This is a genomic window from Synechocystis sp. FACHB-383 (assembly GCF_014698605.1).
GTDB lineage: Bacteria > Cyanobacteriota > Cyanobacteriia > Cyanobacteriales > Microcystaceae > Synechocystis > Synechocystis salina.
Window position 1 is genome coordinate 90281 of the sequence record NZ_JACJTJ010000043.1, and the last position, 24863, is coordinate 115143.

At 48.9% G+C, this 24863-nt stretch carries 19 protein-coding genes and 1 other RNA gene; 9 read left to right on the forward strand and 11 right to left on the reverse strand.

What is annotated here, in order from left to right; genetic code table 11:
* Window positions 1-25: 25 nt before the first annotated feature.
* Window positions 26-1354: a class I SAM-dependent methyltransferase gene (locus tag H6G45_RS13170; RefSeq protein WP_190598872.1), complete on the reverse strand. Its 1329-nt coding sequence runs from the start codon at window positions 1352-1354 to the stop codon at window positions 26-28.
* Window positions 1355-1572: 218 nt separating this feature from the next.
* On the opposite strand from H6G45_RS13170, the gene H6G45_RS13175 reads away from it, so the two are divergent.
* A complete protein-coding gene (locus tag H6G45_RS13175) occupies window positions 1573-2568 on the forward strand; it encodes a pentapeptide repeat-containing protein (protein WP_190598873.1) in 996 nt (331 codons plus the stop codon).
* Between the two features lie 14 nt (window positions 2569-2582).
* Here the strand turns inward: H6G45_RS13175 and H6G45_RS13180 are convergent, their stop codons facing one another.
* Entirely contained in the window at window positions 2583-3692 is a 1110-nt protein-coding gene (locus tag H6G45_RS13180; RefSeq protein WP_190598874.1) for an RNA polymerase sigma factor, RpoD/SigA family, read from the reverse strand.
* A gap of 514 nt (window positions 3693-4206) precedes the next feature.
* Window positions 4207-5508, reverse strand: coding sequence for a threonine synthase (gene thrC / locus H6G45_RS13185; protein ID WP_162327993.1), 1302 nt, complete (start codon window positions 5506-5508; stop codon window positions 4207-4209).
* 355 nt (window positions 5509-5863) lie between these two features.
* Between thrC and H6G45_RS13190 the strand changes: the two genes are divergently transcribed.
* Window positions 5864-7336, forward strand: a complete 1473-nt coding sequence (locus tag H6G45_RS13190; protein ID WP_190598875.1) for a glycosyltransferase family 39 protein — start codon at window positions 5864-5866, stop codon at window positions 7334-7336.
* Between the two features lie 18 nt (window positions 7337-7354).
* On the opposite strand, the gene H6G45_RS13195 is transcribed toward H6G45_RS13190, so the two are convergent.
* The gene (locus tag H6G45_RS13195; RefSeq protein WP_190598876.1) at window positions 7355-10186 is read right to left on the reverse strand and encodes a PAS domain S-box protein; all 2832 of its coding nucleotides are present in this window, start codon (window positions 10184-10186) and stop codon (window positions 7355-7357) included.
* 372 nt (window positions 10187-10558) lie between these two features.
* On the opposite strand from H6G45_RS13195, the gene rseP reads away from it, so the two are divergent.
* Both rseP and nth read left to right on the forward strand, forming a co-directional pair.
* Window positions 10559-11659 carry an RIP metalloprotease RseP gene (rseP, locus tag H6G45_RS13200; RefSeq protein ID WP_190598877.1) on the forward strand — a complete coding sequence of 367 codons (1101 nt, stop codon included), beginning with the start codon at window positions 10559-10561 and terminating at the stop codon, window positions 11657-11659.
* Entirely contained in the window at window positions 11652-12311 is a 660-nt protein-coding gene (gene nth, locus H6G45_RS13205) for an endonuclease III (protein ID WP_190598878.1), read from the forward strand. The genes rseP and nth overlap by 8 nt, the downstream gene beginning before the upstream one ends.
* A gap of 189 nt (window positions 12312-12500) precedes the next feature.
* Here the strand turns inward: nth and H6G45_RS13210 are convergent, their stop codons facing one another.
* Window positions 12501-13022 carry a GNAT family N-acetyltransferase gene (locus tag H6G45_RS13210; protein WP_190598879.1) on the reverse strand — a complete coding sequence of 174 codons (522 nt, stop codon included), beginning with the start codon at window positions 13020-13022 and terminating at the stop codon, window positions 12501-12503.
* Window positions 13023-13554: 532 nt separating this feature from the next.
* On the opposite strand from H6G45_RS13210, the gene fusB reads away from it, so the two are divergent.
* Both fusB and H6G45_RS13220 read left to right on the forward strand, forming a co-directional pair.
* Complete coding sequence (gene fusB / locus H6G45_RS13215; RefSeq protein ID WP_190598880.1) at window positions 13555-15642, forward strand: elongation factor G variant FusB; 2088 nt, start codon at window positions 13555-13557, stop codon at window positions 15640-15642.
* A 188-nt stretch (window positions 15643-15830) separates the two neighbouring features.
* Complete coding sequence (locus tag H6G45_RS13220) at window positions 15831-16628, forward strand: radical SAM protein (protein ID WP_190598881.1); 798 nt, start codon at window positions 15831-15833, stop codon at window positions 16626-16628.
* 22 nt (window positions 16629-16650) lie between these two features.
* Here the strand turns inward: H6G45_RS13220 and ssrA are convergent.
* The 3 genes from ssrA to ilvC all read right to left on the reverse strand — a co-directional run bounded on the left by ssrA (window position 16651) and on the right by ilvC (window position 18636).
* Window positions 16651-17049, reverse strand: a transfer-messenger RNA (tmRNA) gene (ssrA, locus tag H6G45_RS13225).
* A 203-nt stretch (window positions 17050-17252) separates the two neighbouring features.
* On the reverse strand, window positions 17253-17483 hold the full coding sequence (locus H6G45_RS13230) for a NifU family protein (RefSeq protein ID WP_190598882.1): 231 nt from the start codon (window positions 17481-17483) through the stop codon (window positions 17253-17255).
* Window positions 17484-17589: 106 nt separating this feature from the next.
* On the reverse strand, window positions 17590-18636 hold the full coding sequence (gene ilvC / locus H6G45_RS13235) for a ketol-acid reductoisomerase (protein WP_190598883.1): 1047 nt from the start codon (window positions 18634-18636) through the stop codon (window positions 17590-17592).
* Window positions 18637-18724: 88 nt separating this feature from the next.
* On the opposite strand from ilvC, the gene H6G45_RS13240 reads away from it, so the two are divergent.
* The gene (locus H6G45_RS13240) at window positions 18725-19108 is read left to right on the forward strand and encodes a DUF4346 domain-containing protein (protein ID WP_190598884.1); all 384 of its coding nucleotides are present in this window, start codon (window positions 18725-18727) and stop codon (window positions 19106-19108) included.
* An 87-nt stretch (window positions 19109-19195) separates the two neighbouring features.
* Window positions 19196-19966 (forward strand): 1-(5-phosphoribosyl)-5-[(5-phosphoribosylamino)methylideneamino]imidazole-4-carboxamide isomerase, encoded by a 771-nt coding sequence (hisA, locus tag H6G45_RS13245; protein WP_190598885.1) that lies wholly within the window; start codon window positions 19196-19198, stop codon window positions 19964-19966.
* Window positions 19967-19980: 14 nt separating this feature from the next.
* Here hisA and nadB read toward each other — a convergent pair whose 3' ends face one another.
* The 3 genes from nadB to psaK all read right to left on the reverse strand — a co-directional run bounded on the left by nadB (window position 19981) and on the right by psaK (window position 22566).
* On the reverse strand, window positions 19981-21660 hold the full coding sequence (gene nadB / locus H6G45_RS13250; RefSeq protein ID WP_190598886.1) for an L-aspartate oxidase: 1680 nt from the start codon (window positions 21658-21660) through the stop codon (window positions 19981-19983).
* 100 nt (window positions 21661-21760) lie between these two features.
* A complete protein-coding gene (locus H6G45_RS13255; RefSeq protein ID WP_190598887.1) occupies window positions 21761-22198 on the reverse strand; it encodes a hypothetical protein in 438 nt (145 codons plus the stop codon).
* A 95-nt stretch (window positions 22199-22293) separates the two neighbouring features.
* Window positions 22294-22566, reverse strand: a complete 273-nt coding sequence (gene psaK / locus H6G45_RS13260) for a photosystem I reaction center subunit PsaK (RefSeq protein ID WP_014407161.1) — start codon at window positions 22564-22566, stop codon at window positions 22294-22296.
* Between the two features lie 624 nt (window positions 22567-23190).
* Here psaK and rpoD point away from each other — a divergent pair.
* Entirely contained in the window at window positions 23191-24468 is a 1278-nt protein-coding gene (rpoD, locus tag H6G45_RS13265) for an RNA polymerase sigma factor RpoD (protein ID WP_190598888.1), read from the forward strand.
* The last annotated feature ends 395 nt before the right edge of the window (window positions 24469-24863 follow it).

The window sequence follows — 24863 nt, forward strand, 5'->3', positions numbered from 1 at the left end:
ATTAATATCCTTCCACTTTTGAAACCTATGCCTCAATCATTATCAATCCCCATGCCTCCTGCTCTGCAATCATTCCCATGATCAAATCCTGTGCTTCTTCTGGTTGGACAGGGGTTAAATCCCCTGGATAATAAGGGCGAACTTGTAGGTATCTAGACACTAGACTTTCAAGGGTTTGGGGAGAGTCCAGCAAAGGTGCATAAAAAGCGGTGAGTAAAGTCCTATCCAACCAGGAATCCTGACCAATGAAGGAAAAGCAATGGGATAAGTTCAGAGGCATGAGCTTTCCTTGGTCAAGAATTGCTTGACGGAAAGGGGCAAAATTTTTAACACAGGGATGCAGGTGGACGACGATGTTCTCCGGTGACTGTTCCAGCCAATACTTGCTGAAGTCTTTTTTTGATGGGAGAGGATGGCTACACCAAAAATCTAGCAATCTTTTATCTGGCTGGACCAGCTCATAAAAACATAATTGCTCCTCTCGATCAGCATTTTCCAAGCCCATGGCTAGGTAGGCTGGTAGATTATCTGGTTCCTTGAATAATTTGCGCCAGTCCCATTTTTGCCAGTCCACCATATCTACCAGTGTCAGGTCTGATTGCGCCAGGGCATCAAATAGCTCCGGTAATTTATAACCCTTATCATTTTGGAACAAATGATTCATTAAAATCCACTGATCATTATCTATTTTTCCCTGGTCAGAAGACCAAGTGGTGGCCTTCAAATTAACTTCATCTCTGAGGGCCGCATAAAACTCTCTGGCAATCCCCAACTCAGCTTCTTCGGGGTTATCCTCCATTAACCCCATTCTTTGAAATAAAGTTTGGGCCCGATAATAATTAAATCTTTGATAATAACTATGTAGATTCCCCCGGATAATGCCATTGGGTTTTAACACTTGTCCCAATTGCTTGAAAGTCAAGGTTAAATCTGGAAGCAAGTACAGCACATCACTAGCATTGATCAGGTCAAACTTTTGACCCAGTTTGTCCAAGTCGGCGATCGCCAACACATGGAACTCACTATTTTCAAAACCGTGGTATCTCAGCCGCTTTTCTGCAATTTTAACCGACTCTGGTGAAATATCTACCCCGACGATCTTGGCTCCTGGGTTAGCCCAAGCTAGCTGTAGAGTAGTAGCTCCGGTACCACAGGCCACATCTAAGATGGCGCAATTTTCCAGATCTGTAATAATTTTTTTGTCCCAGCGATAACGAGCGGTAACCAGGCTACTTTTATAAAGTTGCTCTACATCCTTATTCAGTGGTTCTTCAATGGGAATATCTGGATAGGGATAACTCTCAAACTGTTGTAGAGTTTTTTCCAGGTAATCTCGGTCAATATTGCTGGCCATACACACTCCAAGATTTTGCTAGCCTAGGATCAAGATCAAAGAAAGGCATAGTTCTCAGCCTACCCAATAATCTGCCCAGCCGAATCAATTAGTCCTGATCGTCCGGGAAAATTTGTCCCAGTTCTAAACGGCGCATTCCCAAAACTAACTCTGACCCACTCTTCCGATAACTTAAGATGATTAGAGAGTTGATTTGATTTTTCCCCCTCTCAAAATTTATGGAAGCCAAGGAATTAGTCCAGCGCTATCGCAACGGCGAAACTTTGTTCACGGGGCTAAAATTGCCGGGGATTAATCTAGAAGCGGCCGATTTAATCGGTATTGTGCTCAACGAAGCGGATTTACGAGGGGCTAACCTGCTTTTTTGTTACCTCAACCGGGCTAATCTAGGTCAGGCTAATTTGGTGGCGGCCAACCTCAGTGGAGCGAGTTTAAACCAAGCTGATCTGGCTGGGGCCGATCTACGCAGTGCCAATTTCCACGGGGCCCTACTCCAGGGGGCAATCCTGCGGGACAGTGACATGACCCTGGCCACTCTCCAAGATACCAATTTGATTGGGGTAGATCTACGGGGGGCCGATTTAAGTGGTGCCACCCTCACTGGAGCCTGCCTGCGGGGGGCTAACATGCGTCAGGAAAAAAAGGGCTATTACACCAATCTCCAGGCGGCCATCCTCGGTCGGGCCGATCTCCAGGGGGCCAATATGAAGGGAGTGGATTTAAGCCGGGCAGATTTAAGCTATGCCAATCTGAAGGAGGCCAATCTACGGGATGCGGATCTACGCAAAGCTAACCTGAGCCACGCCAACTTAAAAGGAGCTTTACTGACCGATGCTAAATTGTCAGGGGCAAAGTTAAATGGCGCCAATTTACAAAATGCCAATTTGATGAGAGCCCAGATTTCTGAAGCAGAAATGGTGGAAGTCGATTGCGAGGGGGCCATCATGACCCATGTTAATTTAAATCGGACTAATCTCACGGGGGCCAATTTAAGTTTTACCCGCATGAACAGTGCTGACCTCAGTCGAGCTAACTTGACCAAAGCTAACCTACAGGAAACGGAGCTGATTGAAGCATTTTTTGCCAGGGCCAATTTGACGGAGGCCAGCTTCATCAACGCCAACCTGGTGCGGGCGGACTTGATGAGTGCCAATATGGTGGGGGCAGATTTCCAAGGGGCGACTATGCCCGACGGCCAGGTGCGTCACCACTAGCAATATTCTGCTATTTATAGCCAACCTTTGAGGCGGCGGGCCACCTGGGGACGGCGGAGTTTTCGCATGGCTTTACTTTGGATTTGTCTCACCCTTTCCCGGGAAAGATTAAACATATTGCCCACTTCTTCGAGGGTGTAGCTTTGGTGGCTGGCAATGCCGTAGCGGAGACAAATCACTTCCATTTCCCGTTCCGTTAGTACTTCTGCCAATACTTCGACAATTTCCCGCCGCAGCATGGATTCATTCATCAAGTCCTCCGGCAACTGCAGTTGTTGATCTTCCAACAAATCCACCAATTCTGTATCCTCCCCTTTGCCTACCCGGTGGTTGAGGGAGAGGGATTGACGACGTAGTTGCAGTAATTGCCTTAGTTGGGTGGGGGTAATGTCCAAGGCGGCGGCCAATTCTCCTTCGTTGGGATTGCGCTTCAATTCTTGCTTGAGACTACGCTGGGCTTTCTTAATTTTGTTGAGCTTTTCCACCACATGGATGGGCAAACGAATGGTGCGGGCGTCATTGGCAATGGTGCGGGTGATGGCCTGGCGGATCCACCAGTAGGCATAGGTGGAAAATTTATAACCTTTGTCGGGATCAAACTTTTCTGCGGCCCGGTTCAGACCGATCGCCCCTTCTTGGATCAGATCGAGGAAAGGGACACCCCGGTTGAGGTAACGCTTGGCAATGGAGACTACTAGGCGGAGATTGGAGCGGATCATGCGCCGTTTGGCGGCCCGCAGTTGGTAGAGCCAAATTTCAAATTGTCTGACCTGGGTAAATTCTAGGGCCTGGCCCCACTCCTGGAGGGAAGGCGTTCGTTCCAATTGTTGGGTGAGTTGTTGTCTAATATCCTCTGCGTTGACCAAAAGTCGGATTTGCCTAGCCAATTCCACCTCTTCGGTGGCACTCAGGAGGGGATAGCGGGCCATTTCTTTGAAAAAAGCCCCCACGGTGTCTTCACTGACCGCTTTATTAAAACTCCCTTGCTGGCTTTCCCCTAAGGTGACCTCAATGGCAGGAGAGCCATCGTTGGCGATCGCCTGGCCGTCAACGAGGTTATCCAAAGCTTCAACTTGGTCAACGGCACTGGTGTCGGGGGTGGAAAGGGAAGACATATCGCTCATAGGTTGGAAAAAACTAAACGGAAACAATCAAGAATGAGAAACGGATGGCAACAACTAAGCCACCGAAGGAAACAGAAAACAACCAGAAATTATCTAATCGGCTAGAGCATTATTCGGGCAGGCCCCCCATCGGTTAAGGTTCTCCACTTTTAGCTATGCGCACTGCGGTAGTGGTGTTCCAGAACCAAATACCAGTCCCCGTGGCTAGATTGTGTCATTAATTTTCCAAAAATGGCAAAACTTTAGTTTTTTTTAATATCTATCTGTCCAAAATATCGCCAAATTTTAACGACAGTGTAATTCGTGATACAAAGTTGATTCGATCACCATTTTTGTCAGCTTTCCCTAATTTCAAGGCGATCGGCGTTAAAATTGCGCAAAAAATCCGCCCTGGTGGAACCACAGCGGACAATTTCCTAAAAGGAACGATTAATGAAAATTAGTGGGAAAAATACGGCAATTAACTAATTAAATCCAATCAAATCAGTCAGTAACCTTAGTTTTCTGCCAGGATCTACACCAAAACCTGTTGCCATTCCAAGCGTTCCAAAGTGCGGGAGCGCTCCAGAGCCCGCTCAAAGCTATCCAGGTTAGCATCGATGGTGAGGGGCTCCCCTACGTGGCTTTGCACCGCTTCTTGGGTTTTTAAGCCATTACCGGTGATATAGACCACCGTAGTTTCTTCGGGATCAATTTTGCCCGCTTCCACTAGCTTTTTCAGCACTGCCACCGTAGTGCCACCGGCAGTTTCCGTGAAGATGCCTTCCGTTTCTGCCAACAGTTTGATCCCTTCAATAATTTCCGCATCGTTGACGCTTTCAATGTTGCCGTTGGTTTTACGGGCAATGTCTAGAGCGTAAACTCCGTCAGCGGGGTTGCCGATGGCAATGGATTTGGCAATGGTGTTGGGCTTAACTGGCTTAACAAAGTCCCGGCCCTCTTGGAAAGCGGTAGCAATGGGGGAACAACCCTCCGCTTGGGCACCACTGAAGCGCACTGGCTTATCGTCCACCAAACCAACTTTGACAAATTCCTGGAAGCCCTTGTGGATTTTGGTGAACAGGGAACCGGAAGCTAGGGGGGCGACAATGTGGTCCGGCAACTTCCAACCCAATTGTTCTGCCACTTCAAAGCCCAGGGTTTTGGAACCTTCGGAGTAGTAGGGGCGCAGGTTGATGTTCACAAAGCCCCAACCGTAGCTGTTGCCCACTTCACAGCACAGACGATTGACCTGGTCGTAGTTGCCTTTCACCGCCATCAGGGTGGGATTGTAAATCAACGTTCCCAAAACCTTGCCCGCTTCCAAATCCGCCGGGATAAATACACAGCAGTCCAAACCGGCATGGGCGGCGATCGCCGCAGTGGAGTTGGCCAAATTGCCTGTGCTAGCACAGGAAACGGTGGTAAAGCCCAATTCCCGGGCCCTGGTGAGGGCAACGGAAACCACCCGGTCCTTGAAGCTCAAGGTGGGCATGTTGACTGCGTCGTTTTTAATGTAAAGATTTTTCAACCCCAGGCGACGGGCTAAACGATGGGACTTAACCAAAGGGGTCATGCCAGTGCCCACATCAATCACATCTTTGCCGGTGACGGGCAGAAAGGCACGGTAACGCCAGATGGAATTGGGGCCAGCTTCAATGGTTTCCCGGGTAACGTGGCGGCGAATCAAATCATAGTCGTAGGCCACTTCCAGGGGAGCAAAGGTTTCTTCACAGATATGTAGCGCTTTGAGGGGATATTCGGTGTTCCCTTCCTTAGAAACCAGTTTGGTGCAGGCGGAAATAAATTCTGGGGCCGTGGTAGTGGCGGTGGTCATGGGGCAAAGTCCTAATTTCATTAATCTTTCGGCATACTAACACGGGGCAAAATGGGCGTCAATTAATCCCGACTATTTTTGTCGGGTTTAGTTTTTTTGGACCAAGATGAGCCTTCTTTACCCCGCATTGATGGGGAGATTGGGTAGGGAGCGGGCTAAAATAGGTCGGTTTTTCTCCCATGGAGTTAAGCCCTGTAACCTTGGTTGGCCCCTAGACAACTGTTTGTAAAGTTTGAGTTTTACTCTCCACTTACCCATCGGAAAATTCCGGTAAGGCTGGACAATGTTGAGCCAAATCCTGCCCGCCCCGAGGCGAAGAGCTTTGCAAACCCCCTCTAAAAACCCAGAGAAATTAATGAAACTAACTTGGTTGAATTCCCAGCGTCGGTTTATCTCGGTGATTATTTACCTAACAATTTTCATTCGGGTTTTGACCCTTGGCCTCTACGCTGTGGCAGACAGAACCGAAGCCCGCTACGCAGAAATTGGCCGCAAAATGGTAGAAACCGGCGACTGGATTACGCCCCAGATCGACTATGGCGTACCCTTTTGGGGCAAACCGCCCCTGTCTACCTGGTTGACGGCGGCATCATTCAAAGTTTTTAGTGTTAACGAATTTGCGGCGAGGCTATCTTCTTTTCTGCCAATTTTATTGGCCAGTTACTTAGTTTATTTATTGGCAAAAAATAAGGGAATTAACTACGCTTTAGTTAGCACGATGATTCTGATTACCACCCTGGGCTTTTTTGTCAGTAGTGGGGCAGTAATGACAGATCCAGCTTTAGTGTTGGGAACCACCCTATCTATGGTGGGTTTTTGGCAAGCTTACCGGTCTGAATCTAATGCGGTTCGCCTGTGGGGATATCTATTTTTTGTGGGGCTGGCGATCGGTTTATTAGCCAAGGGGCCCATCGGGGTTGTGTTAGTTTTTCTACCCCTAACTATTTGGACAATTTGGCAGAGAAATTTACCTAGGGTTTGGGCCCAATTACCTTGGATTGAAGGCATTTTATTAACAGCATTGATAGCGGTGCCTTGGTATTTGTTGGCGGAAGCTAAAACCCCTGGCTTTTTGGATTATTTCATTGTGGGGGAACATTGGAAAAGATTTGTGGAAAAAGGTTGGGAGGGAGATCTATACGGCAGTGGCCACGCCCATCCCTACGGCATGATCTGGGTGTATTGGCTGCTAGCCGCATTCCCCTGGTCATTGCTAACGTTGGGATTAGTAGGCAAAATGATCTGGCAAGTTAAAGTCAAACAAACTAAGCTGACTTTACCGACCTCAGACCGGGAATGGCTTAGCTATCTGCTGTTGTGGGCTCTGGCTCCGATGGTTTTCTTTACTCCTTCGGCCAATATTTTATGGACCTACGTTTTACCAGGTTTACCGGCATTCGCTTTGCTATTGGCGGAATTATTATTGATATTTTGGCAGGATCAACCCGTTAATAAATATGTCATTGCTCCTGGCCTATTAATTCCTTTACTATTTCTCTTTGCTTTGCCAATAGTGGTTAATGTAGCTAATCAAAATTCCCAAAAATATATTGTCAGTCGCTATCAACAATCCTGTGCAGAATGGGGGCAGGGATCAAACTGTCAATTGTTTTATGTTTTTAATCGACCCTACTCAGCGGAATTTTACTCTTCAGGCCAGGCAAAACAGGTGGAAATACACGACATAGCTCCGCTACTCGAAAAAAGTAGCCACAATTATTTCGTTATCAGAACTGACGATATTAAAGCTTTTCCGCCGGAAATTGCTTCCCAACTTAACCGGGTGGATCAATATAGTGCCTATACGCTTTTTGCCCAGTTTAACTAATAAGAAAATCTAAAAAAATTAGTCGGCCATGATGACCCGATTGCGGCCGGCATCCTTGGCTTGGTAGAGGGCCCTATCTGCGGCTTGAATGATGTTGGCCATGGTTTGTCCGTGGTCAGGATAACAGGCTACCCCCAGGGAAACGGTCAATGTGCCCAGTTGTCTGCCTTTGTAATCTACTGCCATGGTGGCGATCGCCAAACGGAGGGATTCCGCTTTAACTAGGGTATCTTCCATGGAGGTTTGGGGCAAAACAATGGTCATCTCCTCCCCACCGTATCGACAGGCAATGTCAGAACCACGAATGTTACTTTGCAGAATGCGCCCAATAACTTTCAGCACATGATCTCCGGCATCGTGTCCTAGTTGGTCATTGAACTGTTTGAAATGGTCAATGTCCCCCATAATCACCCCGATGGAATAGTTATAGCGCCGAGCCCGGCCAATCTCCTGCAGAAAAAACTGTTCTAGGTAACGGCGGTTAAATAGCCCCGTGAGTGGATCTCGTATGCTCTGATTTTCTAGCCTTTCCCGCAATTTGATATTGGCGATCGCCAGACTAACCTGTTCGGCGATGGTTTTAGCTAACTGTTGTTGTTCCAGGTTAATTGTCCCGGCTTGCTGACTACAGAGATTCAGTAAACCAAGGGTTTCCCCCTGGGCAACCAGAGGAATGCAGAGACTTTCCTGGGTGGAATATTGGTCATCGAGATGATTACAAAACAAATCGTGTTGGTCTTGCCCCACCCAATGAACCTGACCCCGCCGCAGAGCCCAACAGTCAACGCTATTAAACACCGGCTGGGAACAGGGGAAAGCTCCCCAGGTTTTGGCCAGTTCAAAATAATTGGCCGTGGAATCAAAAATGAAAATTGCTCCGGCAACATCTGGGAAAAGTGGTTTAGCCAGGGCAGCCACACTGGCACAGGCATCTTCCACTACTACACAGGACTGTAAATACTCATTCAGGGTGGAAAGCAATTCCATTTCTTGATTGCGGCGCTTAAGCTCCTCCAGTCGTTCCTGCAATTGTTCATTGACTTGGTAGAGTTTTTCTTCGCTTTTGGCCAAGGCTTGGGTTCTTTCCATCACCCTCTGCTCCAGTTCAACATTGAGCTTTTCCAATTCCGCTTCTACCCTTTCCCGCTGGCGGAGAGCTTGTTTTTGTTGCTTTATGTCCACCACCACACAAATAGTCAAATCAGTATTCCCCTCAAAGGGAGCTGCCCCCACCAAAACCGGGACAGTGTGGCCATCCTTGTGATAGTACTCCTTTTCCCAGGGCTTAGTGAGGCCGTATTTTTGCAAATTTTCTACCGCTTCCATATCTTTAGCCCGGTGTTCTGCTGGAGTAAGGGCATCCCAGCGGATTAAACCCGCTTCTAGTTCCTTGCGGCTGTAGCCCAGCATATTCAATAGACAATTGTTAGCCTCGGCCACTTCACCGCTGAGACTGGCAAACATGATGCCGACAATGTCCGACTCAAACACTTTCCGAAAACGAGACTCACTATTTTGTAGGGCAATTTCTGCTTCTTTTTGCTTGGTAATATCCATGGCAACGCCCTGGAGCCCAATTACCTCTCCCGTTAGGTTAAATAAAGCTTCGGTTTTTGCCCAAATCCAGCCCTGACTGCCATCGGTCCGGCAAAAACGATAGGCTGACTCCTGGGTTTGCCCAGTTTGTAAGACATACTGCACTATTTCCCCATGGCGTTGGCGATCGTCGGGGTGGATGAGTTGTTCTAGCTCTTGATAGCTGGGAGCACCCTGTTGGGGATCGCGCCCGAACATTTGAAAAATTTCCTCTGACCAATTAATTTTGCCGGAACGTAAATCGAATTTCCAGCGACCTAATTTAGCTAATTTTTGGGTTTCTATAAGTTCTGTTTCCCGTTGCCGCAATTGATCTTCGGCTAATTTCCGGTCTGTAATATCTATTCCCGAGGTTACGAATTCAATCAGATTGCCTTCTTTGTCAAAAATAGGCTTATTGGTCCAGGCTATCCAGGCCCGATCGCCATTTTTTTTAATATTTTCATTTTCGGTGGATTGATACTTTTCGGGATTTTGGATGATATCTGCGATGTAGGCCTCTAAATCATGCCCAGAGCTACTGACTAGGGGCACAATGGTCTCGAAAACTGACTTCCCGACCATTTCTTCGGCGCTAAAACCAAAAAAGTCCTGGGCATATTGGTTGGCAAAAGTAATTGTCCCTGCCGGTGACCAACGACCCACAATGGTATTGAGGGACTCCACTAGGGTGCGATATTTTTCTTCGCTTGCTTCTAATACACGGCGAGCTTCTTGGCGGTCATTAATGTCAATGCAATAACCCATATAGCCGAGAAATTTTCCATCTGGGGCAAAACGGGGCACTCCATTCTCCAACAACCAATGGTATTCTCCCTGTCGGTTCCGCAGACGATACTCCATGGTGTAGGGCTGCCGAGCGTCAAAGGCTTTGACGTAGGTTTGTAGGCAGTGGTCAAAATCTTCGGGATGTATCCCCTCTGTCCAGCCATTACCCTGTTCCTGCTGGAGGGTGCGGCCGGTGAAGTCGAGCCAAGATTGATTGAAATACAAACAGCCTTTGTCCAAACCAGCGATACAAATTAGCACGGGGGCGTTATCCACCAAGCTGAGAAATTGTTCTTCACTCTCTTGGAGGATGGCCGCTAAGGACTGGTCTGGGTCAGAGCGGCCATCGTCATTGACTGCCATCGTCGGTTGGTTGGGGTGAAAAAAAGTTTTCAACACCTGCTGGGACTTAAGGGCAGCTAATTCCGCCCTCAAAGTCTGCAACTCCGCCATTAACGAACCTACATCTGGACTGTCATCAGCCATATAATTCCATGATTTCTAGGCGATCGCCATTTTCTGCCGTTGCTACTATCGGTTACTGTCCGCCGTTAATCTGGGCAAATGGGGCAAATGGAATAAGTAGTCATGCACCCCAGTCTAATCAGCAGTCCCAACCCTTTCAGAATAACAGAAACTTATGAAGTTGTTTGAAAGCCCTCTGTCCTCCAAGTTTGGCGGCAAATTAGCGGAAAGTCCCCCTTATTAGAGAATTTAGGCGATAAATTAAAACTTTGCCCCCAGCCTCTTGGTGGCTTGCCGGGACGGGAGTACGTCTCCTGGCGGCAGTTGGGTTAGAATCGGGGGAATTGTCTGTTGAGGGGAATTAACCCCTAGTATTTCCCATTTGAGAAAGTTATGTCAGTTTTAGCGGCGTTGGCGGCGATCGGAGTACTTGCATTATTAATTGCGGTGCATGAGTTGGGGCACTTTGCGGCCGCCCGTTTACAGGGCATCCATGTAACTCGATTTGCCTTGGGATTTGGGCCACCGCTGTTGAAATATCAGGGTGCTGAAACGGAATATTCCATCCGAGCCATTCCCCTGGGGGGCTACGTGGCCTTTCCTGATGATGATCCAGACAGTGAAATTCCCGCCGACGATCCCGATTTGCTGAAAAACCGCCCTATCCTTGACCGGGCTATTGTGATCAGTGCCGGGGTAATTGCCAATTTGGTTTTTGCTTACTTTCTCCTCATTGGTCAGGTGAGTACCATTGGTTTTCAGAATATTCAACCTGGTTTGGTCATTCCCCAGGTGGACAGCGCCTCAGCGGCCCAGACGGCCGGGGTGGAGCCGGGGGACATTGTGCTTTCCCTCCAGGGCAACGCTTTACCGGGTTTTCCCGATGCCACTACCCAGTTTATTGACATTGTGCGGCGATCGCCGTCGGTGCCTATCACAGTGGAAGTGCAACGGGGAGAGGAGACTAAAACCCTAACCATTACCCCCAGTCAAGATGCTGAAGGTCACGGTAAAATTGGTGTCGCTTTGTTGCCCAATGTGGAAACCAAACGCGCCGCTAATCCCATGGAAGCTTTAACCTATAGCGCTGAAGCCTTTGAACGGATTGTGAAGTTGACCGGCCAGGGCTTTTGGCAGTTGGCCAGTAACTTTGCCGACAATGCTTCCCAGGTGGCGGGGCCAGTGAAAATTGTTGAGTATGGCGCTAACATTGCCCGTTCCGATGCTAGTAACCTATTTCAATTTGGGGCGCTAATCAGCATTAACCTGGCTGTAATCAATATTCTGCCCCTGCCCGCTTTGGATGGTGGTCAACTGGTGTTTTTGTTGATTGAAGGACTCCTGGGTAAACCCCTACCGGAAAAGTTCCAGATGGGAGTGATGCAAACGGGATTGGTGCTTCTGCTGAGCTTGGGGGTGTTTTTAATTGTGCGGGATACTCTGAATTTGACCTTTGTGCAGGAGTTTTTGCCTTCTTTTACGGGCTATGAGTAGTTTGTTACGAAAAATGGCCAGTAAAAAACAACGGGCAACGGAAATTCTGCTCATTCTCAAACGGCTCTACCCCGGTGCCACCTGTAGCTTGGATTATCAAACTCCAGTACAACTTTTGGTGGCCACCATCCTTTCGGCCCAATGCACCGATGAACGGGTCAATAAGGTTACCCCGGCCCTGTTTCGGCGTTATCCCGACGCAGCGGCCCTGGCCTACGGCGATCGCCAGGAGATTGAAGAATTAATCCATTCCACCGGCTTTTTCCGCAATAAAGCTAAAAATATCCAGGGATCTTGCCGCAAAATTGTCGAGGAATTTGACGGGGAAGTACCCCAACGGATGGAAGAGTTATTGACCCTGCCCGGGGTGGCCCGCAAAACGGCCAATGTGGTGTTAGCCCACGCCTTCGGTATCCTCGCTGGGGTAACGGTGGACACCCACGTTAAACGCCTGAGTCAACGGTTGGGGTTAACCAAAGCAACCGATCCCATTCGCATTGAGCGGGATTTAATGAAACTGATTCCCCAGCCAGATTGGGAAAATTTTTCTATCCACATCATCTACCATGGTCGGGCGGTGTGTGCTGCCCGCAAGCCCCTCTGTGGGGAGTGTCAGTTAGCCCATCTTTGTCCTAGTGTTCAAGCAGGCTAAAATCTACGACGGTTCAGGGTAGAAGTTGAAATCTGTTTGCCAAGTCTTCCCCCAACTTTTCCATAGGGGCATTATCACTTTTCTGATAGAAGAGTGATATACCATCAAAATATACTTTGCCGAGCCCGTTGTTTATATCGTTAAACGCTCATTGCTAGTCCCACATAACTGACTTGAAATTCTAAACTTTCAGAGGGGGCGTTCCATAATCCAAGTTGTGCCGATAGCATTACCCACTGGATAGGGCACTTCTCCTTTTTTTTGAAATTGCCAACGCTGGTAAAAGGCGATCGCCGAAGTATTGTGATCCCACACTTTTAGCCAAACACTGGCAAAAGTTTGAGCTTGGGCTAAATCCAAACAGGCCTGCATCAATTGATTGCCTAACCCTTGATGTTGCCACGTCGTCAGTAAATAAAGACGAACTAACTCGACTGTGGGGGTTGCCAATTCAGTCTCCATAGTAGGTGCTGAATGATCAAACAGATGGACATATCCAACTAATTCCCCTTGAGATTCTGCTACTAACAACCATTGCCGATCATCTGCTAGGATTTCTTGCTCTTTTTCAGGATTAAAGGTTTGGGCTAGATAGGCTTCCAAATCAGCGGAAGCGGTGGCTTTACCATAGGTATCTTGAAACGTCGTTGCCGCTAATTGAGCCAAGCTTGTTGCATCATCAATGGTCGCTGGTCGAATCATTAAGGTCATAAATTTGGCAAAGATTTTTGTTAGGAGTTGACTGACAATTGGGTATTTAAATTAGATACAACCCAGCGTCTAAATCGTGACTAGGTAGGATTTCTTTGCTACTTTTAACGCATTTGGGGCAACCCCTACCAATCCCGAGACGGCGTTGCCCAACTCATTGAGCAAATTCCTTGCCCTGTCTAATTTTGCTTCCACATCCATATCCATCATGCGCTCACCTGTGAGGGCTTGACCCAGATTCAACCGAATTTGCTGATCAGGATAAATCAGGTTTTAAGGAAAAACATCTTTGGTACATATTTTTTGTGAAGTTCGGCGATCGCCTTCTCGCCCTGGAGACTCCGTTGGGGCACATATAATTTACAATTGTTACAATTGTGGCTGTTTCAAATAGGCCTCTCCTTTGGCCTGTCGTTGTGGCATAAAGTCTAGCTAAGGCCCAGAACCCCGACCGGCAAACAACACGACCCCATAACCTATACATCCAACCGCCCCTTTGTTTGCTGTTGGCTAAATTTACACGTAAATTCCTATGGAAAAAGATCTCACTCGTTACCGCAATATTGGTATTTTCGCCCACGTAGATGCGGGTAAAACCACCACCACCGAACGGATTTTGAAGTTAACCGGGAGAATCCACAAGCTCGGCGAGGTACACGAAGGCGAATCCACCATGGACTTCATGGATCAGGAAGCGGAGCGGGGTATCACTATCCAATCGGCGGCCACTAGTTGCTTTTGGAAAGAACACCAATTAAATATTATCGACACCCCTGGTCACGTAGACTTCACCATCGAAGTGTACCGCTCCCTCAAAGTGCTGGATGGCGGTGTGGGGGTATTCTGTGGTTCCGGCGGTGTGGAGCCCCAATCGGAAACCAACTGGCGTTATGCGAACGATTCTAAAGTTTCCCGTTTAATCTACATCAACAAGCTTGACCGCACCGGGGCAGATTTCTACCGGGTAGTTAAGCAGGTGGAAAACGTACTGGGGGCCAAACCCCTAGTGATGACCCTCCCCATCGGTACGGAAAATGATTTCGTCGGCGTGGTAGATATCCTGACGGAAAAAGCCTACATTTGGGATGACTCAGGCGATCCAGAAAAATATGAAATCACCGATGTGCCTGCCGATATGGTGGATGATGTGGCCACCTACCGGGAAATGATGATCGAAACGGCGGTGGAACAGGACGATGACTTGATGGAAAAATACCTGGAAGGGGAAGAAATCAGCATCGACGACATCAAGCGTTGCATTCGTTCAGGCACCCGTAAGCTAGACTTTTTCCCTACCTATGGTGGTTCCTCCTTCAAAAATAAGGGGGTACAACTGGTGCTAGATGCGGTGGTGGACTATCTGCCCAACCCGAAGGAAGTACCTCCCCAACCGGAAGTGGATCTAGAAGGGGAAGAAACCGGCAGTTTTGCCATTGTTGACCCCGAAGCTCCCCTGCGGGCCTTGGCGTTCAAAATTATGGATGACCGTTTCGGCGCTCTTACCTTCACCCGGATCTATTCCGGCACCCTGAGCAAAGGGGACACCGTGCTCAACACCGCCACCGGCAAAACAGAACGCATTGGCCGCTTGGTGGAAATGCACGCCGATTCCCGGGAAGAAATTGAGTCTGCCCAGGCCGGGGACATTGTGGCGATCGTGGGTATGAAAAACGTGCAAACAGGCCACACCCTCTGTGACCCCAAAAATCCAGCGACGTTGGAACCCATGGTCTTCCCCGACCCCGTAATCTCCATTGCCATTAAACCCAAGAAAAAAGGCATGGACGAAAAATTGGGCATGGCCCTGAGCAAAATGGTGCAGGAAGACCCCTCCTTCCAGGTGGAAACCGACGAAGAAAGCGGTGAAACCATCATTAAGGGGATGGGGGAATTGCACTTGGATATCAAAATGGATATTCTTAAGCGCACCCACGGCGTCGAAGTGGAAATGGGTAAACCCCAGGTGGCCTATCGGGAATCCATCACCCAAACTGTTTCCGACAGCTACGTCCACAAGAAACAGTCCGGTGGTTCTGGTCAGTACGCCAAAATTGACTACATCGTGGAGCCTGGGGAACCCGGTTCTGGCTTCCAGTTCGAGTCCAAAGTGACTGGTGGTAACGTGCCCCGGGAATACTGGCCGGCGGTGCAAAAAGGCTTTGACCAGAGTGTGGTTAAAGGGGTATTGGCGGGCTATCCCGTGGTGGACCTGAAAGTTACCCTCACCGATGGTGGCTTCCACCCTGTAGACTCTTCGGCGATCGCCTTTGAAATCGCAGCCAAAGCTGGTTATCGTCAGAGCTTACCCAAAGCTAAACCCCAAATTTTGGAACCGATCATGGCGGTGGATGTATTCACCCCAGAAGATCATATGGGGGATGTCATCGGTGATTTAAACCGTCGTCGGGGCATGATCAAATCCCAAGAAACCGGCGTGATGGGGGTACGGGTAAAAGCTGATGTGCCTTTGAGTGAAATGTTCGGCTACATTGGCGACCTACGCACCATGACTTCCGGTCGGGGTCAATTCTCCATGGTGTTTGATCATTACGCTCCCTGTCCCACCAACGTGGCCGAGGAAGTGATCAAAGAAGCTAAGGAACGGCAAGCCGCCGCCTAGTCCAATATGTGACTTTGACTGTCCTAAAATATTTTGCCCCCATTTTCGGGGGCTTTTTTTGTGCAATTTTTGCTTTCCCTACCATCGTGTACCATGGCCAAAGAGCCAAAGGCCTTTTGCAAGGGGGCAAAGACTGAATTCCCTGGAGCAAAATGCTGCTACTGGTTGCTTAATTTCAACTTTTTTCGATGAACGTAATTTTCCCCACGGTGTATGGTCCAGTAGTTTCCTGGCGCTATGGCCGTTCCCTCGGCATCGATCCCATTGGGGCAATCTCCACCTGTTCCTTTAACTGCGTTTACTGTCAACTGGGGGAAATTGAACATCTCAGCGGCGATCGCCAGATTTTTGTTGACACTGCCGACATTTTGGTGGAACTGGATAAATTTGCGCCTTGGCAAGTGGATGTAGTTACCCTGAGTGGGAGTGGAGAGCCAACCCTTGCCAAAAACTTGGGTGAAATTATCCAGGGCATTAAAACCCTAACTGGTAGACCAACCCTGGTACTTACCAATGCCACATTGTTAAATGATGCCCAGGTAAGGAAGGAACTATCCCTAGCAGATAAGGTTTCCGTCAAGCTAGATGCACTGTGGCCAACCCAGTTGCAAAAAATTAACCGACCGATCGCCGACGTTAGCCTAGAAGGAATTTTGACCGGCATTAAAGCCTTTCAACAGCAATTTACGGGGGAATTGTCGGTGCAAACCATGGTGCTACAACCCTGGGACCAGGTCACTGAACATCGTTACTTAGAACTATTGTCCGTAATTAAACCCCGGGAGCTACAACTCAATACCCCCACTAGACCCAAACCCCTCCAACGGGAACTGGAAGGCCGGGGCAATCACACTGGTAATCCCTACGGCGATCGGCCTGTGACCCAAATCAAATGTGTTGATGGTCAGACCCTACAAAACTTGGCCCAAAAAATAAGTGGGGCCACCGGCATTCCCGTCCGTTGCGCCCCCCTAAAGGTTTTCTAGATATTCAGAACAATCTTTCAGTAAATGGAGCCGAGCAGAATTGAACTGCTGTCCAAACTGGGTATTAACTTTCCGTTCATTCACAGGTTTAGTCCTTCTAGCCCTTGGACGGGGACCATCGATTATCCCTGATGGTGGGATGCTCTAGTCTAAGTCTTGGTTGTTTAGCTAACTAGAGAAGAGCCAAACAAAGCATCCGTTGGGGTTAACCTCTAATCCTTAACGGAGTCAGAAAAGAAGTAAACGGTCTTTGACAAGAAAATGTAGCTTTTACAGACTAGGCTGCTACGGCTACCCGTTTGAAGCTGACGATGTTATTCGCAGTTACTTTTTTTTGAGCCTTTGATTTACGAGAGGAGACTCACTCTCGACCTGCATCACGGGCAAGCTTTCGCCAACCTGTCGAAACCATTGCGGCCCCTTGTTGTGCGTCTTTGATTATAAACCATTCTTCGGGGAAACTGCAAAAAGGAGCAGGGCCAGCTTCAGCCTCTGCCCCAATTATGGCTAACAAAGATGCTTCCTTCCCCAAACTGATTAGATCATTGTTTAGTTCGGGAAGATGGAACTTAGCCATCAAAAGTCAGGACTGCATAAACCCCGACGATGACCTTTCAACCTTTCTTAGAGGACTTGCTCAACTTCAGAAATTTCCGGAATCATTTCCCTTAATTTGCGCTCAATGCCCATTTTTAGGGTCATGGTGGAACTGGGGCAAGCTCCACAGGCTCCCTGTAAACGCACTTTGACGATGGGGCCATCTAGCTCCACCACTTCAACGTTCCCACCGTCGGCCATCAGATAGGGACGGAGTTCATCCAATACCGTTTCCACATTATTTAGGGTGAGTTCCATCGCTTGTTAACCTCAGCTAAAAATTTTTGACTACCACTAATATCCTAACGTTAACCCCGGGGCCAAGGCTGGCAAAAATCCCGGGGCTGAGGATAGAGAAAAGCAATTAGCGGTCTTTTAACCAACTGAACATAGCCCGTAGGTCTTTGCCCACTTCTTCGATCAGTTCTTCCGATTCTCGACGACGCATGGCGGTGAAACCTGGTTTACCAGCTTGGTTTTCCAAGACAAATTCCCGGGCAAACTGACCCGATTGGATTTCGTCGAGAATTTGCCGCATTTCTGCCTTGGTTTCTTCGGTGACAATGCGGGGTCCCCTGGTCAAATCACCATACTCAGCGGTGTTAGAAATGCTGTCTCGCATTTTGGCCAAGCCACCTTCTACGATTAAATCGACAATCAATTTAACTTCGTGGAGACATTCAAAATAGGCCAATTCTGGCTGATAACCAGCTTCCACCAGGGTGTCAAATCCCGCTTTGATCAAAGCAGTCAGACCGCCGCAGAGCACCACTTGTTCGCCAAAAAGATCGGTTTCGGTTTCTTCCCGGAAAGTGGTTTCTAAAATACCAGCCCTGGTGCCCCCAATGCCCTTAGCGTAGGCCATGGCATAGTCCCGAGCTTGGCCACTGGCATCTTGGTACACGGCAAACAGAGCCGGAACTCCCTGGCCTTGTTCGTAGGTACGACGCACTAAATGACCGGGGCCTTTGGGAGCGGCCATGACCACATCCACATCGGCGGGGGGGACAATCTGGGCAAAGTTAATGTTGAAGCCGTGGGCAAACAGGAGCACGTTGCCAGCAACGAGGTTAGGGGCGATTTCTGCTTCGTAAACGGATTTTTGCACTTCATCGGGCAGGAGAATCATAATTAGATCTGCCGCTTTGGCCGCTTCAGCCACAGATAAAACTTTTAGTCCGGCCCCTTCTGCTTTGGCAACGGATTTACTGCCACCGTATAGCCCGACGACCACGTTAACGCCACTATCTTTGAGGTTGAGCGCATGGGCGTGACCTTGGGAGCCATAGCCGATAATAGCCACGGTTTTTCCGGCTAAGAGGTCAAGATTGGCATCTTGATCGTAATACATACGAGCCATGTAACTATCTCCTTGCTGCGATTGAATGGTGCTCTGCAAACTTTTAATCATAGCAAATGCTGGTCTGCTTACTGTGCTCGGGAAGCAGCGGAAGTGGTGTAGGATCGAAACCTGTGCCTTTTAATTTGCTTTATGCTCTATGCCTGCTCTAATCAACACTGTTAAGTCCATTGATGATCAACTTTCCCGACGCCACATTGACTTAGACCCGGCTGGGTATTGGTTGGTCATGGTAGAGCGGGAAGCCGCGGTGTTGAAGGTGGAACACTACAGTAATGATATTAATGACCAGGGTTTGGCGGTGGATCCAGAAACGGGGGAAGTAATTGCCTGTCAGGGGGGAAAGAAAAGACTGCCCACTCTGACTTTAACGGGGCACACTGCCAAGGAGTTGTGCGTGAAAATTTTTGAGGAGTTAGACCCCTGTCCAGTGACTATGCTTAACCATGCTGCCTACTTAGGGCGGGAGTTAATGCGGGCGGAACTGGCCCTGGTTGGGGGCGCGGAGTACGTCCAAGATTAGTTAAAGTCAATGGTCTTGTGCCCTGTTATCCCATTGGCCAAGGGAACAGAGACTAATGAAAAGTCTACAAAATAGGAGGTTAAAGTGATGGAAATTCTACCGGCGATCGATCTGCTAGGGGGCAAATGCGTGCGCCTCTATCAAGGGGATTATGACCAATCCCAGGTGTATCACGAAGATCCGGTGGCAGTGGCTAGGCAGTGGCAGGCCCAGGGGGCAAGTCGTTTACATTTGGTGGATCTGGATGGGGCAAAGGAAGGTCAACCGGTTAACCTAACGGCGATCGCCAAAATCGTGGAAAGCCTAAATATCCCCGTACAGGTGGGGGGCGGCCTGCGGGACCGGGCTAGGGTAAAGCAGTTGCTGGATTTAGGGGTAAACCGAGTCATTCTAGGCACGATCGCCGTGGAAAATCCCGATTTAGTGGGGGAATTATGTACGGAATTTCCTGGGCAAATTGTGGTGGGTATTGATGCCCGTAACGGCAAAGTGGCCACTAGGGGCTGGCTGGAAACTTCTACGGTGGAAGCGGGGGAATTGGCCCAGCGCATGGAAAAACTAGGAGCGGCGGCCATCATCTACACCGATATCCACCGAGACGGCACCATGGCGGGCCCTAACCTGGAAGCCTTGAAGCAACTAGCTGGTCAATTAACCATTCCTGTCATTGCATCGGGGGGAGTCAGCCAAGTACAAGACCTCTTGAATCTACTCAGCCTGGAAAGTCTGGGGGTAAACGGAGTCATCATTGGCAAAGCTCTTTATACTGGCGATATTCAATTGGAAACAGCAATCCGGGCGGTGGGTAACGGCCGCTGGCAAGATGTGCCGCCGTCGGACTTTCCCCGTTTGGGCTAGTTTTTGTTGATCATTTACATTCCATTGACGCTGACTTGATTTTGCCTGGGCTGGAGGAAAACTTTAACGCCTTCGATGGCAGTGTGGCTTTGCCATTCTTTTTTGGTATCAGGATAATCCACACGGTAATGGCCTCCCCGACTTTCCTGGCGAAAAAGAGCACTGGTCAAAATCAATTGGGCTATATCCAGCAAATTATGGGTTTCGGCCCACAACTGTACAAATTCCTCTAACCCAGGGCCGCTTAAGCTGATTTTTTGATCCTCTGGTAGGTGGGCTAAAAGTTTGCTACTGCTGAGTTGTTGCCATTGTTCTTGCCATTCTTCTAATTTGGCGATCGCCATTGCTAAGCTATCTGCTTTCCGACAAATACCAGCGGTTTGCCACATCAAGCGAGGTAATTCACTACGCCAATGGTTGAGAAGGATTAGGTCATTGACGGTGTCTAGCTGAATTTCCGTCGCTGTTGATTGACTAACAGGGGGAGCACTGGAGGAAACGGGCGGTAGGCTCAAATTTCTTAATTGACTAGCAAAAACAATGCATTCCAGCAGAGAATTACTGGCCAGACGATTAGCTCCATGGACTCCGGTGCTAGCGGTTTCCCCCAATGCATACAAGCCTGGAATGGTGGTTTGACAATTGATATCGGTGGTAATGCCCCCCATCCAATAATGGGCCGCTGGGGCAACGGGAATCGGTTCTTGGAAAATGTCCACCCCCCACTGGCGGCAACGGCGAATAATGTTGGGGAACCGTCGCTGGATGCGTTCCGGTTCAATGGGACTCAGATCCAAAAAAACGGTGGCCTGGGTAGGATCTTTTTCTGTGTTGGCTAAGTGTTGAAAAATTGCCCGGCTAACCACGTCCCTGGGAGCTAGTTCCCCCCGGGGATGGTAATCAAAAGTAAATCTTTTCCCCTGGCGATCGAGCAAATGGGCCCCTTCCCCCCGCACCGCTTCACTGATCAAAAAATGGGGCACACCCGGTTTAGTTAAAGCTGTGGGATGGAATTGAAAAAATTCCAAATCCCGCACCTGGGCCCCCGATCGCCAAGCGAGGGCAATGCCATCACCGGTACTAACTTTTGGGTTGGTGGTTTGGGCAAAAACCTGGCCGCCCCCCCCCGTGGCCAATAACACCGCTCGGCAATGGAAAGTTGCAATGGTTTGATGAACGAAAACCTGAATACCCCGACAATGGCCCGTTATTGGATCAATATTTAAAGACAAGGCGATCGCCTGGGAAAAAATTTCCACATTGGACCGGGCTTGCACCTGTTCCATCAACGTCGACACAATCGCCCGGCCGGTGGTATCCGCCGCATGGAGTACCCTGGGTTGGGAATGGGCCGCCTCCAACGTTAAAGCCAGATCCTGGCCATGGCGGTCAAAACTAACACCGAACTGCACCAACTCGGCGATCGCCTGGGGGGCATGGTTCACCAAAAAATCCACCGCTTCCCCATCACACAAACCAGCTCCAGCAGCCAGGGTATCTTCATAATGGGCCTGGGGAGAATCCGTCGGAGCAATGGCGGCCGCAATGCCCCCTTGGGCCCAATCACTGGCTCCCGTTTTCAGTTCCGCCTTGGTCACCAGAGCTACACGGTAATGGCTTGGCAAACAAAGACAGGCATATAGCCCCGCCGCTCCAGAGCCCACCACCACCACATCGAACTGATTTACCCCCATATCCCCAACTCCCAAAAGATTGTCTTCCCAGATTAGCGGTTTCAGTCCAGCTTAGGGGCCTTAAGCGAGACGAATGTTAGCGGGTCAAAACTCCCCATGGTTATCTCACATTAATATTCCAGTCCCGCCGCAAATCCCGTTGGAATTCATCCAAAACCCGCTTTAAGGTTTGCTCCACCGCATCGCCATCGTTGTACTCATAGATCCGACACTGATTGGTGGTGTAGGTGTCAGTGCGATCCGGCACCACATTTTGCTGACCGCCGTAGGTTCTGCCGTAATAACCATCCTCAAATCCCAGGGCAAATTCTCCCCCAGCAGAACGGGGTTCAAAGGGTTTTTTCTCCCTGGCCGCCGCCGCTCCCTCCCGGTAGCCATCGTCATAGGCTTGGGGATGACTGCCAGGATCCCGTAAAGTCCGGCTTTTTTCCACCGGATAACAATACTGGATCCGACCAGCGGCCGCAGGGGCGATCGCCACTAGGGGAACAAGCAAAATCCCAGTGAGGCAAGCTGATAAAAAACGGCAGTGACCCATGGCTAATGTTCAAACTCTAGAAAAAATTTTGGCAAAGCCCCGGTAAAACACCATGGTCAATGCCTCCACGCAAAATATTGATGCTTGATTTTTTTCTAAAGAATGCCACTGCTGGCCAGACCCAACACCATACCGGCTCCCAGAATGTGACCAAAACTCATGGTAGCCAGCAACTCCGGCAACCCAAAGGTTTTCTTCGATGCCAATTGAGGCAGGGCCAGATCCTTACCCTTACCGGTTTTTTGAATCGCAAAGTAACCAATCACAAAAGCAAACACATTACAAAGGCACATGATAATGCCCACTGAAAGACTCCAACCAGCGGTGGTGGGACTAGCCTGGGCTAAAAGTAAAGCGGTATTAAACATTGATAAAGGTTCTCCAAAGATAATTTCAAAGACTTGATTTTCTTTGAGGTATTCTAGCCGATCAGGTGCAATCCCCCTCCCTGACTGCCCCCATTACCTGGCGATCGCCGTCATCGACCCCGTTAATTTTTTGGCGATCAATATCTCCCCACTCCACTAAAGTCCACTAATTAGTAATGAAAGCTTGACTAGGCAAAATTCTCCACACCAATTGCAAAAAAAAATCAAAAAAGCGACTATCATGCAGAAAATTCCGTTGAGGCAGAAGCCCCAACCCTTTTTAGGTCAATCATCGGCAATGATTTTTAACCTTCTTGCCCCCGCTAACAAGCAATGGGAAAAAAAGTTGTGGTCAGACCACAATTGAGTCCCATTTTTTTGTTATCGAGGCTACAATCAATGAAGTCTTTTTTCACTGATTCATCAAGCTCTACCGCTGACTAGCCTTCTCTAACACTCTTACGCCTGAATCCTTGCATTCTGTTTTTCCCCAAGAAGAAGTTAGAGAACCCTGAATCAATAGACTGACCGAGCGCACATCATCTAGCAACGCCTAGGGGTGGCCTCAACTTTGACTGACCATCTAATTTTGTACACGACTTAGGAGTTAACGAGGAAAACGGCATGACCCAGACGAAAGAGCCACTCACCAAAGCTGAATCCCCTGAACTAGACCAAGAAATAGAACTAAGCCAATACATTAACACTGATGATATTGACGACGATGATGTTGACGTAGAGGATTTAGAACAGGAAGTTGCCGCTACCGAAGGGAAGGAGAAAAAAGTCCGCAAAATTCGTAAGGACGCGGTTAAAAAGAAACCCTATACCGAAGACTCCATCCGCATCTACCTCCAGGAAATTGGCCGCATTCGTCTGCTCAGAGCCGAAGAAGAAATTGAACTAGCTCGCCAAATTGCTGACCTCCTCGAACTTGAGCTAATTCGGGACAGCCTCACCCTCCAACTAGAACGCCAGCCCTCGGAACTGGAATGGGGTAAACAGGTTTGGAAGTTGGAAGCCGCTAAGCAACGGCTAGTCGCCGACAAGAAAAAAGAACCGAAAAAGAAAGATATAGATAGTTATCTTGCCAATCCAGACAACGAACTGAGTCTGGAAAACGAATGGAGCCAACAGCCCAACAAAAATTTTGCCGCCTTCCGTCGTCGCCTCTTTCTCGATCGCCGGGCCAAGGACAAAATGGTGCAATCCAACCTACGGCTGGTGGTGTCCATTGCCAAAAAATATATGAACCGGGGTCTATCATTCCAAGATCTAATTCAGGAAGGTTCCCTAGGATTAATCCGAGCCGCTGAAAAATTTGACCACGAAAAGGGTTACAAATTCTCTACCTATGCCACCTGGTGGATCCGCCAAGCTATCACCCGGGCGATCGCCGACCAATCCCGTACCATCCGTCTCCCGGTCCACCTCTACGAGACCATCTCCCGCATCAAAAAAACCACCAAACTCCTCTCCCAGGAAATGCGACGTAAACCCACCGAGGAAGAAATCGCCGAAAAAATGGAGATGACCATCGAAAAACTCCGCTTCATCGCCAAATCAGCCCAACTGCCCATCTCCCTGGAAACCCCCATTGGGAAAGAAGAAGACTCCCGCCTAGGGGACTTCATCGAAGCTGACGGCGAAACCCCCGAAGATGAAGTATCCAAAAATCTTCTCCGGGAAGACCTCGAAAACGTCCTGGATACCCTCAGCCCCCGGGAGCGGGACGTATTGCGCCTGCGCTACGGCCTCGATGACGGCCGCATGAAAACCCTAGAAGAAATTGGGCAAATCTTTAACGTCACCAGGGAGCGCATTCGTCAAATCGAAGCCAAAGCCCTACGGAAACTGCGTCATCCCAACCGCAACAGCATCCTCAAGGAATATATTCGTTAATCCTTTTTATCTAGTGATATAACCCCAGCGTTGTCTTGACCCCATCAGGACAGCGCTTTTTGCTTTCTGAGTAAGGGACAGTTCCACCTCCATTGATCACACCGACCCAGTGTCGCAGTCTCGCGAATCCACTACACAACAACCGATGAGCAGCGGGAGTAAACCCAAATCGCTAAGAAGGAAGAGTTGTAGGGAAGTTTTAGAAGCCCAAAGGCAGATGAGGAGGGGAATTGAGCGAATGTGGAAAAAATATTTGAGAAAAGGTGTTGACTTTTCTTGTGGAGGTGAGTATATTGATAAATGCGCGGTTGAGAGCGAAAGCGACTCGAAAGCGCCCCGAACCTAGACAAAGAAATAGTTTGAGAGACAGAAACCAGACCCTTGTTAATTCAATT